This window comes from Nostoc sp. DedQUE02 (genome assembly GCF_034531035.1).
Lineage (GTDB): Bacteria > Cyanobacteriota > Cyanobacteriia > Cyanobacteriales > Nostocaceae > Nostoc.
Genome location: NZ_JAVRBY020000045.1, coordinates 46109 through 61812 on the forward strand (window position 1 = coordinate 46109; position 15704 = coordinate 61812).

Sequence of the window (15704 nt, forward strand, 5' to 3'; positions counted from 1 at the left end):
CTTGTACTGACATCTATCCTAAGTAATAAAAAAGTTAGCGGAAAAAGTATTGAGGAATACATTTTTAATTTAGATATTAAGGGGGATGCGATTATAGACAATAATTTATGTAGTGAAGCAGTTTTTCGATGTAGAAAAACTTCATCAGCCAATACAGTTTAGTTTTTAAGCATCGGGTTCCTCTTCTCTGCCGCCTATCCCCAAAGGCGGCTTGAATTCCCCTTCCGTCTCTTCTTGACGGGCAACATCATCGTAGTGTTATAACGGCATCAGTCTAGATACAAATGGGGAACACCAATTGATAATTAATTGCTGGTGCTTAGAGAGAGTTAAACTTAGCTTCTAGAGCAAACCCTGATCAGACAAGGTTGATAAGCAATGCTAATGCCAGCACTGCTAAATATTTTTAAGCAGGTGAGTCAAGAGTGATGAATGAAGCTGACACCTCAAACAAGGGGGCTGTGATGGAATCCCTAAATTCTGCTAATTCGCCACAATCAGAACAGGCGAGTTGTCCCTTTTACTCAGTTGTGCCTAATGACAGTATGACAGTTAAAAAACTGCCACTCCTGATGCCAGCTGAAGATACACAATTTTCACAAGATACCACCCAGCAAGACTGGGTTGCAGAGCCTGAAAGCGGCAAACAGGCACTTATTGACTCGGAATTTCAGAACCTGCTGGCATTGAACCAAGAATTACGTGCGGCTAATAATAACTTGTACGAGCAAGTGGAGCAGCTAAAAGACAACCTAGCTGAGTCAGAAAAGGTTTTGCAGTGGCAGAAAACGCGTTCTAGTGTTAGTGAGTCGATGCTTAACCAACATACTCAGGAACTCGCTGCTGCTCAAGAACAGATAAAATCCCTATTTCAAAAATTAGAAACTGCTGTCCAAACTGTTCAACGCCAAGAACTTTTCATTGATACTTATAAAGCACAACTCCAAATTAGCCAACAACGTCTTGCCCAGTTAGAACGAGAATGTACGTTGCTACACACTAACAATAACGAACAGTCTCAGCAGTTATTGCAATCAGAAAATGCTTGTCGGGAGTTACGTACTAGACTTATGCGACAACAACGCCAGACACTGCAATTCAAAGCAGCTTTGGAAAAATGTCTAGATACATCTGTTCCTAGCTATGACTCCTTAGACGATGCTGCAAAACACCCTAAAGACATAACTAGTAGCCAAGGAAGATTCTCTAGAAAAGCTCGGTCTTTGTTTCCTAATGCACAGCCAATTAAACCTTGGTCAGGTGAACCAGAATCCTTGAGTGACGATGTAGATAATTCTTGGGGCGAACCTTCAGCACCAATCCCATTCCAAAGAAATGAAGCCCCTCCCACGCCATCATCTCCTTGGAACTGGACAGTTAAGAAAGACACGCCAATACCAACGCAACCAGCACCATCTGCACAAGTTGACGATTCCCCAGATACAACTGAAGCGGTTTTACCTTCGGGTTCATCAAATTTAGATCAGCAATTAGATAGTCTAATCCAAATGTTTTTCACCTCCCAGCCAGCATCTACATCACCACCATCTGCTGCGAAAACGGATGAAAGTGATGCGCCTATTTGGGAAACTTTGGCAACAATCTTAGAAGAGGATGAGGAACTAGAAAATCCACAGGAGGAGCAATTGGAAGCAGAAATTAATCCTCCTGCAACTACCTCCATTTCTTGGACGACGGATTCTGTGGTTTCACCAGCCAATAATTTCATGGTTTCCTCTACTCAACCTCATACCGAAACGCCTGTTGGAGAAACTGAAGACTACTGGTCAGAAGTTTCACAATTGACGCAGTTGGAATTGTCAGCAACTGATTTATCTCCAGAGTTGTCAGGTGATAACACTAATGATGCCAGTTCACCTTCACCAGTGGTTTATCCCCAGCGTCCACCCAAGGGGCGTAAGTCATTGGCATCTGTAGAATTGCCGAATTTTCGTCCCAAGAGTTAGGAGAGACGTAGATTAATCGCGTCTGTACAAGTGATTAGTGCCCCATGCCCCAATACAGTTCAGTTAAGCTTTTTTCTCTCCCCCTGCTCCCCCTGCCTGCCTTAACAGATAAATTTGCTTAACCCAAGCGTATTGCCCCATGCCCGATGAACTAATTCAGAATTCTTGCTTCTGACTTGGGAATTATGGCTTCTGAACTGGCTTTTGCTACTTGAGCGCGCGATCGCGGTTTGCCTGTGGCGATCGCATAATTAATCGCTAACAGCCATAGCCACAGTCCCGGATTCCGGGGTTCTAGCCAAAAATTCACCCGATTCAAGAAGCGCCCGAACCACGAACTTAGTAAAGCGCTAACTAGGGCATGACGACCGAAGTTTAAATAACTACCAAGCCATCGCATTAAATCTCTAGGGCCAGCAAGTTCCCAAATCCATAAAAGTAAGGCAGGATTTTTCCTAGCTGCTTTCAGTGCTAGGCGGTTAAAGGTTAACCAATCACACTTATCTTTGATGAAGTTATCTGCTACCTCTAGAGGTTCGTCTGCTAACAGCCCAAAAAAGGTATTAAGCATGGCGTTAATCCGTTCTGGTGGTAAAAATTTTCCTGTGGGCACCATCATGCCCTTGGAAAATAGCCAAGTCACAGAAACGTTGCTTTGGTAGGCGCGAATTTGGTTCAAGTGTCGGAAACTCAACAAGTCATGTTTGAGGGCAGTATCCAACAGTGTTGTTAAGCGTTCTAAGTTGCGAACTAGAGAACCAAAACCGGTGAAGACGAGGGGAGACTGGAGTGATGCCGCATCACCAATCGCAATCAATCGATCAAAGGCAACTGTGCGATCGCTACTTCCGACACTAAAATGCCCTGGTATATACCCAAATGTCGGCTTCTTCCACACCAATTTGTCCATATCGCACCTGCGATACTCTGGCAAAATCGTGAAAAAGTCCTCGTACATCTCTAGCAAGGAACCAGGATTTTCAGCGTTGACTTCGTGGTAATGAAATAAATAAATCGTTAGTTCATCACCTGCTCCCGGAAACAGTTCCCAAATTAACTGCCTTCCCCGCGAAATATCCCCATGACTGTAAAGAACGTCTCCATACTGGGAATCCCACACGCCCGGTTCAAATCCGCTCTCAATTGCCGCTCCCACTGTCGGACATACACTATCGAAAGCACGACCACCATTCAATTGCCAAGCGATGGGGGATGCAGTTCCCATTGCATCGATTAGCAGTCGTCCACTTACTTCTTTTTCAATCTGACTAGGTAAGTGCTTGACTTTCAAAATGACTTGTGATATATCAATATCTGCACGGATAAACTCTGTTTCATCCCAGATATCACCGCCTGCCGCTTGCAGTTTTTGCCCACACATTTGGAGCCATTTTTCGGAATCTAAGCCTAAATTTAGGACTGTGGGTGTGTGGAGGACAGGCGATCGCAGTTTGGATGGATTATTAGCATCAAAAAACTTATTGAATCCGTCTTTGTATTCCCTGGCAATGATGGTTTCTAACTCAGTGGGGGTGACTAAACCCAGGTTAACCAAGCTTTGAATCTCATCGCGCGAAATATTCCATTCTCGGTTCATCCGCCCAAAGGGCATTCGTTCCACCACCAGGACTTTATATCCTAGTTTTGCCATCAGTGCTGCATGAATAGCGCCTAATGCGCCACCGATGTAGATGATGTCGTACTGGGGATTAGGGATTAGGGATTGGGTATTGGGATTACCTTTTCCCCAGTTCCCTTGACTGGAAAACACCACCTGCCGGGGTTGCTGCGGATTTCGTACTCCTTCGCGCCATCGTTGTTCCCACCAGTAGGCACGCGTGAGGTCATATTCACCGTTGGGCATTTTCTGAAAATACTTGACGGTGAGGGGGTAATCAGAGCCTAGCGCGGCAAAAATCGATTGCTGGGATAAATCAATTGCTGGCGGTTCTGGGTAATGATGCGGAAAACGGCTTCTGATTTCCTTGGTCAAGTGTTGCAGGATATCTTTCTCACTGGGAAAGGGGTTTTCTGCCCAACGAAACACTTTCAGATAAGTAGTTCGTTGCACTGACCAGACAAATACCGAAAGTTCCGCAGGCAAGTTTTCGGAAATAGCCATCCCAGCATTTGTAGTTGCAGTGGGTATTTTGAGGCGAAAGCCTTCCGATGTAAGCACTTTTTCTCCATTTCCTGGTTCAAAGTCTGTTTGTAACCAGTTACGCACAGTTGCTATATCCGCAGTTGGAACTTCTAAATAAAGGATTTCTTTCATCGTTTCCTGACATCTCCGTTCAATCTATTCACTAAGACAGATTTTATGAAGGCACAAAGTAAGGTAAACTCCGCCCTATTAGTTTCGTAAAGATTCAGTGAAGAAATTTTAAGATTTTGTCAAATTTATTGTTCATTTTGTAAAAGTGTAAACCCACCCCATGAATTATCCCATTCCAGACAGTACCCAAGAAATTGTTGCCCTGCGACAACAGCCGATTGATGAAGAACTAGTTGCCAGTGCGATCGCTGGAGTAATTAAAATTGTCCGCGCTCAGGGTCAATCTTTGGAAGAATTAACCGCTCAATTGCTAGCAGATGACCCACTGCTGGATCAGCAACAGCGTCGCTGGTTGAGCCAATTAGTTGCCCAATGTTGGGAAAAGTTCTCCTAAAACCTTGTAAGTATGATGAAGTTTTGGTCGCAGCATTAGATTTTTTGGTCTGTACCTAAATATTGGCGATGCCTGCGGCGGGCTGCGCCTACGCATTTTAGGTATAGGAGTAACAATAATTGTCAGGATGGAATTGCAATTGGGTTGGTGTTTTTGCATTCATGGCACAGAAGCCACTAAATTAACCATATCAGCGTTTTACGTTGCTAATGAATTTTATAACGTTCTCCAACGGAAAGACCTCTGGTTTGCACCAGAGGTCTTTTTTGTGGATCAACGATCAGGGCCCTCATCAAAAAACTCAAAATCTGCTCACACTACATAGCGACTTTCGTCAACCAGAAGCTTTCAAAGCCTTTTCCGCTTGGGAGTGCAATAACAAACCATATTCTAAGCCCTCCACCACGGCTTGATAGGAAGCCGCCAAAATATTGGTGGAAACGCCTACCGTCGTCCAGCGTTGACGACCATTGCCTGATTCTACCAACACACGGGTTTTTGCCGCAGTGCCCGTATGTCCGTTGAGAATCCGCACTTTGTAATCTGTCAAATCAAAAGTTGCAATTTGGGGATAAAAGTTCACCAAAGCCTTGCGTAAAGCTGCATCCAAAGCTGCCACGGGGCCGTTACCTTCCGCCGCCTCCAAAATATTTTTGCCGTCAACAGCAACTTTGACTGTAGCTAGGGCATTACTAGTTTCTTTCCCTTCAATCAAGTCGCAGTGGACTTGAAAACCTTTGACTTCAAAAAATTTCTGACGGTCTCCCAAAGCTTCGTGCATCAGCAACACGAAACTGGCTTCTGCTGCTTCAAATTGAAATCCTTCGCTCTCCAAATCTTTGAGACGCTGGAGAATTTCTCTCGCCTCTGCCTTTTGCTGATCGAGTTCAATACCAAAACTGCGGGCTTTGGCTAAAACATTGCTCAGTCCCGACTGTTCAGAAATTACAATGCGGCGACGATTTCCGACTTGTTCCGGTTGAACGTGTTCGTAAGTTAGGGGATTACGTTCTACAGCTGATACATGAATACCACCCTTGTGTGCAAAAGCCGAACGTCCCACAAAGGGAGCGTGTTCATCTGGCGCAAGGTTGACGACCTCACTCACAAAACGACTCGCTTCTGTAAGTTCTGTGAGCTGGTCTTCTGTGATACAACTGTAACCTGCCTTCAGTTGTAAATTGGGAATTAAAGAACAAAGGTTAGCATTACCGCAACGTTCACCATAACCATTAATTGTGCCCTGTACCATCTTTGCCCCTGCCATCACGGCGGCTATTGCGTTAGCAACCGCCATTTCCGAATCGTTATGAGTATGAATTCCAATTTGAGGAATTGTCCTTTGTCCTTTGTCCTTCGTCATTGGATTTTGACAAATGACCAATGACAAATGACTAATGACATCTTGAACAATTTGGCTAATTTCGTGGGGTAAAGTGCCGCCATTGGTATCACAGAGGACTAGCCATTCCGCACCAGAGGCGATCGCAACCTCTAATGTCTGTAAAGCATAATCTCGATTGTGCTTATAGCCATCAAACCAATGTTCGGCATCGTAGATAATGCGACGACCTTGAGAACGGAGGTACTCAATGGTGTCGCGAATCATCGCCAAATTTTCTTCTAATGTCGTCTTGAGTCCGGTTGTCACATGTAAATCCCAAGACTTGCCAAAAATCGTTACCCAGCGAGTTCCCGCAGCCAAAATATCCTGTAGCATCGGTTCGGTTGCGGCTGTGGAATTAGGGCGGCGAGTCGAACAAAAAGCGACAATTTCAGCTTGTTTGAGCGGATCTTCTTGGAGTTGCCAGAAAAATTGGACATCCTTGGGATTGGCACCAGGCCAGCCGCCTTCAATAAAGGGAATTCCCAGTTGATCGAGTCTACGGGCAATGCGTAACTTATCTTCTATCGATACTGATAGCCCCTCGCGCTGAGTGCCATCGCGTAATGTAGTGTCATAGAGCCAAAGTTGAGGTGAAGAATTTGTGGTCATAAAACTGGGACCGACGAGACAACTTTCAAGGCAATGTGTCAATATACAACAAAAAGCCAGTTTGGCAATTTAAAAATGCCTAAAGTACTAGCTGAAGGTAAAACAATTGATTGCGAGCAAGGAAGCAATCTCCGCAAGATTTTGCTGCAAAATGGTATTAACCTCTACAATGACGGTGCTAAGGTAATAAACTGTCGGGGCATTGGCAGTTGTGGTACCTGCGCGGTTAAGGTAGAGGGCAAAGTATCAGCAGCGAATTGGCGCGACCCTGCGCGGCGTTCGCTTCCTCCCCATTCTCCTACAACAGACTTGCGTTTAGCCTGTCAAACTCAGGTTTTAGGCGATGTGAAAGTGACAAAGTTTGATGGATTTTGGGGACAGGGTTCTCGAATAGTGTGGACACCAAAAGGTTAAAAAAGGAGTAAGACAAAATGGGTAGATGGACACCCTTAATTTTGATGGCTGGAGGTTTAGCCATTCTGCTTGGTACATTACTAGGCATCAACTTTCCTATGGGCGTGCAAACCGCTAACGCTCCCGGTGGCAAAGCAGCAAAAGTCCTCCCAGCTAATATCAATGTTAATAGCAGTGCAGGCAGTAAGAATGATGAGACTGCAACTGAAGGAAATGAAACAACTCAAACAAACGAAAACAGGCGCGGCATTGTAGCCCCAAGACCTGACAACAGGAGTAACGTTGCCCAGAATTCTGCTGATGACTCAACATCACCTTCTGACACTACAACAGACGGCAATACAGATTCTTCCCAAAACACACCATCCAGCGATACAAATCAAAGCAGCGAACCGATTCGCGCTTTGTGGTAACTCAAACATTGCTAAGTTTTGAGTAACCAGTGCTGAGTAAAAAGTAAAATTAGACCGACTAGGCATAAAATTAGTTTGTCCCTTGGGTGTCTCGAAGAGAATTAAGAGCATCGGCGACATGGAAAAAGAAATACATATTTATTTCGAGTCTTAAGCAGACAAGAAATAATGCGTCCTTACTTCAATTCCCTCATTTCGCTCTCTGAGTAACTCAGCACTGGCTCAACGCGGCGCTACCGCTAACAACACGGGCTAAACGCCCCGCTTCCGCTAACAGCACTCCTAAAGATAGATTCGTCTTTAGTTACGAGTTATAAGTTATAAGTTATGAGTTATTAGTTATAAGTTATTAGTTATGTACTAATGATAAATGGCTAATGATAGATGACTAATAACTAATGACTAATGACTAGTGAGACTGTAATTATTGGTGGCGGCGTTATTGGTTTAGCGATCGCTATTGAACTAAAACTGCGCGGGACAAACGTCACCGTGCTTTGTCGTGACTTCCAAGCTGCCGCTACCCATGCCGCCGCCGGAATGCTGGCACCAGATGCGGAAAACATCGCTAATGGGGCAATGCGTTCCTTATGTTGGCGATCGCGTGCTTTATATCCCGACTGGACGCGCAAATTAGAAGAACTGACCAGCTTAAATACTGGCTACCGTCCCTGTGGCATCCTTGCACCAGTGTTTGAAGAAGGCAGGGGAACAGGGGAGCAAGGGAGCAAGGGAGCAGGCAAAAAAGAGGATTTTTCCTCCTCTGCCCCTCTGCCCCTCTGCCCCTCTGCCTCTTCCCCGTCTTACTGGTTAAACAAAGAGGCAATTCATCAATATCAGCCAGGATTGGGAGCAGAGGTAGTTGGTGGTTGGTGGTATCCTGAAGACGCACAAGTTGATAATAAGGCTCTAGCTCGCGTATTGTGGACGGCGGCTGAGTCTATTGGTGTTGAACTCAAAGATGGTATTACAGTAGAAGCATTTTTACAGCAACAAGGGCAAGTGATTGGCGTGCAAACCAATGCAGGAATAATTCGCGCCGCGCACTATGTTTTAGCTTCAGGTGCTTGGTCAAATGAATTGTTACCACTACCCGTGCTACCCAGAAAAGGACAAATGCTGAGTGTGCGGATACCGGAATTTGCGCCAGAATTGCCTTTAAAACGGGTTTTGTTTGGGCAGGATATTTACATCGTACCGAGACGCGATCGCCTCGTTATTGGGGCAACAAGCGAAGACGTTGGTTTTATCCCCAACAACACCCCAGAAGGGATTCAAAAATTACTACAAGCTGCCATCCGCTTGTATCCCCAACTAAAGCATTATCCCATCCAGGAGTTTTGGTGGGGATTTCGCCCAGCTACCCCTGATGAGTTGCCCATCCTTGGCACTAGCCACTGTCAAAATTTAACCTTTGCTACTGGTCATTACCGTAACGGGATTTTACTTGCGCCCGTAACCGCCGCCTTAATTGCCGATTTAATCTTGGAACAAAAATCTGACCCGCTACTTGCTGATTTCCATTATTCGCGCTTCCAGTCCCAGCCATCTACCTCCACCCCAATGCTGACTCACTCTGCCAATTTCTCCAACGGGCATCGCCCTGCCATATCGCCACAGCAGCCACCACTTCCCATTCAAGACTCACCACTAATTATTGCTGGCAAAACTTTTCAATCCCGTTTGATGACAGGAACCGGGAAGTATCGCAGCATTGAGGAAATGCAGCAAAGCATCGCCGCTAGTGATTGCCAGATTGTTACTGTGGCAGTACGACGGGTACAAACCAAGGCTCCCGGACATGAAGGTTTAGCTGAAGCCTTGGATTGGACAAAAATCTGGATGTTGCCCAATACCGCAGGTTGCCAAACTGCTGAAGAAGCGATTCGGGTGGCGCGTTTGGGGCGAGAAATGGCAAAGTTGTTAGGGCAGGAAGATAACAATTTTGTAAAGTTAGAAGTAATACCTGATCTTAAGTATTTACTCCCAGATCCGATTGGGACGTTGCAAGCCGCAGAACAATTAGTTAAAGAAGGCTTTGCAGTATTGCCTTATATTAACGCTGACCCCATGTTAGCCAAGCGTTTAGAAGAAGTAGGCTGTGCAACGGTAATGCCTTTAGCATCGCCGATTGGTTCTGGACAAGGGCTAAAAACAACCGCCAACATCCAAATTATCATCGAAAATGCGGGTGTGCCAGTCGTGGTAGATGCCGGGATTGGTTCACCCTCAGAAGCCGCCCAAGCAATGGAATTGGGAGCAGATGCTTTGTTAATTAATAGTGCGATCGCTCTTTCTCCAAACCCAGCAGCAATGGCTCGTGCCATGAATTTAGCAGCAGTTGCCGGTCGTCTCGCATACCTTGCTGGCAGGATGCCTATCAAAGATTACGCCAGTCCCAGTTCTCCTCTAACTGGGACGATTACTAGTTAGGGAATGGGGCATGGGGAATGGGGCATGGAGAATAGACAGACAAGGCAGACAAGCAAAATAACCAATTCCCAATCCCCAATGTAACGATTTGTCTAGCAGTTTAAGAGCGGATTTAGCATTTATGTAACATTAAATGAACGATAAAGATAAAGGAATTAATTCATGCCCTATACAAATGAAGAAGGCGGTCTTCTAAATAATTTTGCCCGCGAACCAAAGATTTATCAAGCAGAACCTCCCACAGAAGGGCAAAAGCGAACCTATATTTTCTTGGGAATCGGTGCTACAGCTTTGATTGGTGGCTTGATTTTAGTAGCCTTCTTTGTTTCTACTGCCAGCTGATCTTTCTGTTGGGCATAATACATTTTAATAAAATTTCATCTTTATAGTTTTTCAGGTTCCGATTTTAAGAGGAGCCTGCTTTTTTATTTTTTGTTAAAATTGAATTAGCAATTTAATGTATAATTATATACTTTTTATTCTGGACAGGATTTTGTTCAAAACTAGCTTGGACATTGTACTAAACCTAAAAGCTCTAGTTATCCTGATCTGTGCAACATCTACTTAAAAATCATTTTTATTATGAGTTTAGCCAACTTAGATGCATCCAGAAAGGTGATACATACTGCGTTTTGGCTCTTTAGCCGCTATGAGCGTGAATGATACTGCACACAACAATAATTCTACTTGGAATCGGCAAGTATACCACCGCCTAAAACTTGCCCTAAGTCTTGGCTTACGACGACAACTCTTTTTAGCGGTATGTGATGATTTACACTTGAGAAATCAGGTAGCAGCCCGTTTGCATTCTACATTGGCTTATCCTGTTGGACAAGTGCTATACCAGTCATCAAATGCTCAGGAAAATAGCACTCCAGCTTATCCGCGATTGGTAACGTTACGTTTGAATTTAAACGATCCCAATCCCATAATCCAAATTAATCAATGGTTGGCTAATTATCCACCGCCAATTGTTGGAGCATCAAAAGATACCCCTGGAAGACCTTTTCCAGTACCAGCATTTCAGATTGTCGGTGTGGAGCATCTCACTAAGCAACCAGTGGCAACACAACGCTTATTTTTGCACTATCTCCGCTTAAGTGAACAATATTTCTCTACAAAAGAATCCAGCCGATTCCTCGAATCTAACTTGCTATTGTGGATACCCCGTCCTTGGTTATCTGCTATCAAGCAATCAGCACCACAGTTTTGGCATTCCCGTACTGGCGTATTTGTGTTTGCTGGAGAACCCACACCAGCAATTCAGAATTCAGGCTATCCAGAAAGTTTTTCACGTTCTAGAAGCTTGGAATTAGGGAATATTGAGCAGTCGATTCTAGATGAATCAGTTAACCAAGTAGAACTCAGAACCGCAGCCACCGAGTTAAAGTTTGAGAATAATTCCGATTTTCCACCAGAGATACAAGGGAAAGGCGTAGATAAAATCCAGGAAGGTTTGCCGTTAACTGCGGATTTATTGAAGGCTGCGCCACAACATCAGGAATCCACTAATAGGTCTGGTAGTAATAATCAATCTTTGTCGTCTTTATCTTATATTAGCAGCGAGTTAACGGAGCTAGTAATAGCAACAATCAACACAAATATTGCTCAAAATCCTGAGGGTTCCTTACAACCACAGCAGATTTTGTTAGAGATTGAAGAATTACACGAAAATCTTGTTCCAGGGGAGATACTGGCAGAAGCTTATCATCGCTTGGGCACTTTATACCGCCTTCGTATTGAGCAAGGAGAGTCAACCTTAGAAAACCTGATGGTGGCAATTATTGCCTATCAGGAAGCAATTAGCTATGACGAAAGCTCACCACAACTCCCAGATATCTTGAATGACTTGGGTACACTCTACTGGATGCTATACCGCACACCACCCAATTCAGAGGAAGGACAAACTTATATAGAGCAGGCAATAGAGTTTTATCAGTTGGCGTTAAAGATGATTTCACCCCAGACACACGCGGAAACTTACGCTCGTGTGCAAAATAATTTGGGGACAGCCTATGGCGATTTAGCTCGTTTTTCTCAACCATCAGAAAATTGGCAGCAAGCAATCTTAGCTTACAGTGAAGCGCTCAACTATCGTACAGCCGATATGGATTCATTAAAGTATGCGGCTTGTCAGAATAATTTGGGTACTGCTTACTGGCATTTAGGGCAATACAACCAACCGATTGTGCATTTAAAGAAAGCGATCGCAGCTTACAATGAAGCACTTGTACACTATAACCCAGAAGAAGAACCGCTCAAGTATGGCATGATTCAAAACAATATTGGTACTGCCTACTGGAATCTGGCACAATACGAACAACCTGCCCAAAATCTCCAGCTAGCTATAGATGTTTATAGCGAAGCTCTCAAGTATCGCACTCCAGCTAATGTTCCTAGTGCCTGCGCCGCTACCCAAAATAATCTGGGTACTGCCTACTGGCATTTAGCAAACCTATCTCAGACAACTAAAGAGGCACGGCAAAAATATCTGCAACTATGTATCAGCGCTTACGAAGAAGCTATAGCTTTGGCTCATTCACTTAGCAATACTTCTTTAAGTTTTGATTTGCTTGCCTCTTATAATAATCTGGGACTGGCCCATTATCAGCTAGTAATAGATGAATCTTTTAAGGGCGATAAAGCGACACGTTCTCAACACTTAGAAGTAGCATTAGATAATCATTTGCAAGCCCTAAACGGATTAAGTAAACAACCAGAGGCTTATCAAACAACTTTCACTTATGTGGTGAAAACTATTCGTGCTTTTCATAATGAATTAGGCATACAGGGACAAAATCTGGCTTTATCTAAAGTTCCTAGTCAGCTGTTGCCAGAGATTTTGTCAAAGATATAAAGCAATACGCTTGGGTTAAGAAATTTATCTGTTGAGGCAGGCTGTTCTTGAGCAGGGGATGCAGGGGAAGCAGGGGGGGAGAATAAAAGCTTATCCCAAGCGTATTGAGATATGAAGCATAAATAAAAATGTAGAGACGCGCTTTACCGAGTCTCTACAAAGGTTTGCCGTTTTTAGAAAGACGTAATGCGCGTCTCTACTATGCAGGATTAGGTTGAGTTCGGCTTTGAAGTAGCTGGATAATTGCAGCTTTTTCTAAGATTCCAACTAGAACACCATTCTCACCAATCACGGGAAGCACAGATAGTTTTTGTTGTTCGAGTAACTGCATGACTTCCAACAGAGGTTGATCTGATTGGACTGTGGTAGATTCGGTAATTGGTCGCATGACTTGTTTGACTTGAGTTTCTGACCACAGTGCTGTGGGGATGGTTCGTAAATTATCAATTGCGATCGCACCTACTAATTGTCCATGATCATCAGTCACTAAGAACCGATGCCAGTTTTGCCCACTGATGACTCGCTCATCGGCAAACTCTCTCAAGGTAAGATTAGCAGATACAATCGGGCTGTCATGAGTTACAGCATCCTCAGCAGTCAAACCTGTGAGTTTTTCTTGCACTCTGGCAAATTGAGCCGAATTACCAGCATTTTGCAACAAGAAGAAGCCAACTAACAAATTCCAGAAGTTATCGGCGCTGCCAAATAATAGTAGGGGAAGTACGCCTGAAAGAATTGCTACCCAACCAAAGATTTGCCCAACTCGACTCGCAAAGGTTACACCTTTATAAGGATTACCTGTAATTTTCCAAACAATGGATTTCAGTATATTTCCGCCATCTAAAGGCAAGCCAGGAATCAGGTTAAATAGGGCTAATGCCAAGTTAACGGAAGCTAGAACACCAAGGATTGCAGCTAACGGCCCTGATGCAGCAGTAGTAACACCAATCGCTGTAACGATACCGCATAGTAGTAAGCTTACCATTGGCCCGGCGATCGCAACCCAGAAAGCCTCACCTGGAGTTTTCGACTCTTTTTCTAAGCTCGCCAAACCGCCAAATATAAACAGGGTGATGGATTTGACATCAATTCCCTGACCAATGGCAACGAAACTGTGGCCTAGTTCATGGGCGACGACAGAGGCAAATAACATCAGCGCTGTCATCAATCCTAGTAGCAAAGCTAATCCCGCAGATAATTGGGGAAATTGCGCCGCCAGTCCACTGCTATAGCTCCAAGTGACTAAACCCAGAACTAAAAACCATGACGGATGGATATAGAAGGGAATTCCGAAGAGATTACCAACGCGAATTGTGCCATTCATGTCGTTCACCTTTGATTTCAGCTTCGAGAAGTTTGCTTTCTTTCTTCTCGATGTCTCTAGTGTAACGAAAGGTTAAGAGATTTTAATCTTGATAGCGGTAGTGGTGTCCGTCTGTAAAGGTGCGGTTATTGGGAATATTGGGAACATATCAATTCAGGATGTGAAAAGAATTGAAAGTTGTATTTCCTCAACGATTTAGTTAGTCTTGGTTGTAGTTGGGAAATACGATGTGCGATGTCCGATGCACTAGGGTTGTGGAAATAGAGAATAAAGAAAAGCCGATGAGTGGGTGGAATACTGCTAAAGGCAAAAAATGCAAATGAATTGTGAGAAATTGCAATCCTAGCAGCACTGGCATACTTGCTGTAAGATTTCGGATTCTTCGAGGAAATGGAATTAAAAACACCCATACCAACAAAATTAGTGAGAGTCCGCTATATCCTCGCACGAGCCAAATATGTAGGTTCCACCAATCAGAGTTGTAAAAGTAAGCCAATCCAACACTGAATATTTGAATTATTAAACAGAGATTGAAAAGCACTGCGGCGATTAAAAAACTGATTTGAATCCAGCGCCCAGACATCTGTGTGTCATCAATGCCAGTATTTATAGTCATGGTAAAGTAATCCAAAAAACTAAGCAAAGGATTTGAATTGGTGTGACTAAAGCTAAGATAAATCTGGTGGCGATACTGCGCCTAGACCTCGAACGAGTACACTTTGCAAATCATGGTTGCCTTACAAACTCTATTTCATGGAATTGCTCAAGCTCAAGATGAAGAGACTTTGCGATCGCACATATCCGCAGAAATGAGTGAGTATTTTTCAGCTACACGATGTGCGCTATTTTTCTTTGCCCAAATTTCTTTAGTTGACAGCAAGATTCAAAAAGCACTGCAAATTGCATTATCACCTCAACACAATCCAGTTGCACGCTACTTACTAGAACGCCATGCCCCTGTTCATGAAGCTTTGGTAGTAGAACCTAAGACATGGAAATTGATTTGTCCTCGTGCCGATCACTGGCACGTCATGGCAGGGCCAATTATCAGCAATGGTGAGTTAGTAGGTGTGGTAGGTTTGACGCGTCAGCAAGGAATGCCTGCATTTGATTCACAAAACCTCACAGATTTGAGTGCGCTTTGTCTGCACATTTCTACTTGGGTGACAATGGCGCGATTACAACAACCACTATTACAGACAAAGCGTTTAACGCCCCGTGAAATGCAAATTGCTTCTTTGGTAGCTCAAGGACAAACCAATGCAGAAATTAGTGCTGAACTTTGGATTACTGAAAACTCTGTCAAGCAAGCCTTAAAAAGGATGTTTCGCAAGCTTGAAGTTTCATCTCGCGCCCACATGGTTGCAAAGCTTTCCACAATTTCAAAATAAATGACTTTTTATTGCCTGATTAATCCCAAACTTTTCTCTTCATCTCCCCCTGATAACCATTTCTATAAAAATATAAAGTGAAAGGCTATCAGGGGGTTATTTTCTGGCGGGAGCAATGCGATGAGAGTGAGGTGGGCAAGCTCTTGAGGCAGGGGAGGCAGAGGAGGCAGGGGAGGAGAAATAAATTAAGTGTATTTTGAAGTATTTATAGTCGCGCATGTTACTAAATTCTCTCTTTAC

General features: G+C 44.0%; 12 protein-coding genes. 8 read left to right on the forward strand and 4 right to left on the reverse strand.

All coding sequences use genetic code 11. The annotated features are described in order from the left end of the window. The first annotated feature begins 428 nt into the window (after positions 1-428). On the forward strand, positions 429-1967 hold the full coding sequence (locus RMX98_RS26300; protein WP_322678529.1) for a hypothetical protein: 1539 nt from the start codon (positions 429-431) through the stop codon (positions 1965-1967). Positions 1968-2118: 151 nt separating this feature from the next. On the opposite strand, the gene RMX98_RS26305 is transcribed toward RMX98_RS26300, so the two are convergent. Continuing rightward, positions 2119-4242, reverse strand: a complete 2124-nt coding sequence (locus tag RMX98_RS26305; protein WP_322678530.1) for a flavin-dependent dehydrogenase — start codon at positions 4240-4242, stop codon at positions 2119-2121. A gap of 160 nt (positions 4243-4402) precedes the next feature. On the opposite strand from RMX98_RS26305, the gene RMX98_RS26310 reads away from it, so the two are divergent. After that, complete coding sequence (locus RMX98_RS26310) at positions 4403-4636, forward strand: hypothetical protein (protein ID WP_322678531.1); 234 nt, start codon at positions 4403-4405, stop codon at positions 4634-4636. Between the two features lie 334 nt (positions 4637-4970). On the opposite strand, the gene cimA is transcribed toward RMX98_RS26310, so the two are convergent. Next, positions 4971-6632, reverse strand: a complete 1662-nt coding sequence (gene cimA, locus RMX98_RS26315) for a citramalate synthase (RefSeq protein ID WP_322678532.1) — start codon at positions 6630-6632, stop codon at positions 4971-4973. 75 nt (positions 6633-6707) lie between these two features. Here cimA and RMX98_RS26320 point away from each other — a divergent pair, with 75 nt between their 5' ends. From RMX98_RS26320 to RMX98_RS26340, 5 genes are all read left to right on the forward strand, one after another. After that, on the forward strand, positions 6708-7046 hold the full coding sequence (locus RMX98_RS26320; RefSeq protein ID WP_322678533.1) for a 2Fe-2S iron-sulfur cluster-binding protein: 339 nt from the start codon (positions 6708-6710) through the stop codon (positions 7044-7046). Between the two features lie 17 nt (positions 7047-7063). Next, positions 7064-7459: a hypothetical protein gene (locus RMX98_RS26325; protein ID WP_322678534.1), complete on the forward strand. Its 396-nt coding sequence runs from the start codon at positions 7064-7066 to the stop codon at positions 7457-7459. Positions 7460-7864: 405 nt separating this feature from the next. Continuing rightward, entirely contained in the window at positions 7865-9892 is a 2028-nt protein-coding gene (gene thiO / locus RMX98_RS26330) for a glycine oxidase ThiO (RefSeq protein WP_322678535.1), read from the forward strand. A 162-nt stretch (positions 9893-10054) separates the two neighbouring features. Then, a complete protein-coding gene (gene psb34, locus RMX98_RS26335) occupies positions 10055-10234 on the forward strand; it encodes a photosystem II assembly protein Psb34 (RefSeq protein ID WP_322678536.1) in 180 nt (59 codons plus the stop codon). A gap of 307 nt (positions 10235-10541) precedes the next feature. Then, positions 10542-12749 (forward strand): tetratricopeptide repeat protein, encoded by a 2208-nt coding sequence (locus RMX98_RS26340; protein WP_322678537.1) that lies wholly within the window; start codon positions 10542-10544, stop codon positions 12747-12749. A gap of 199 nt (positions 12750-12948) precedes the next feature. Here RMX98_RS26340 and RMX98_RS26345 read toward each other — a convergent pair whose 3' ends face one another. After that, positions 12949-14073, reverse strand: coding sequence for a site-2 protease family protein (locus tag RMX98_RS26345; protein ID WP_322678538.1), 1125 nt, complete (start codon positions 14071-14073; stop codon positions 12949-12951). 199 nt (positions 14074-14272) lie between these two features. Then, positions 14273-14689 (reverse strand): DUF6220 domain-containing protein, encoded by a 417-nt coding sequence (locus tag RMX98_RS26350; protein ID WP_322678539.1) that lies wholly within the window; start codon positions 14687-14689, stop codon positions 14273-14275. Positions 14690-14801: 112 nt separating this feature from the next. Here RMX98_RS26350 and RMX98_RS26355 point away from each other — a divergent pair, with 112 nt between their 5' ends. Then, entirely contained in the window at positions 14802-15464 is a 663-nt protein-coding gene (locus RMX98_RS26355) for a LuxR C-terminal-related transcriptional regulator (RefSeq protein ID WP_322678540.1), read from the forward strand. The last annotated feature ends 240 nt before the right edge of the window (positions 15465-15704 follow it).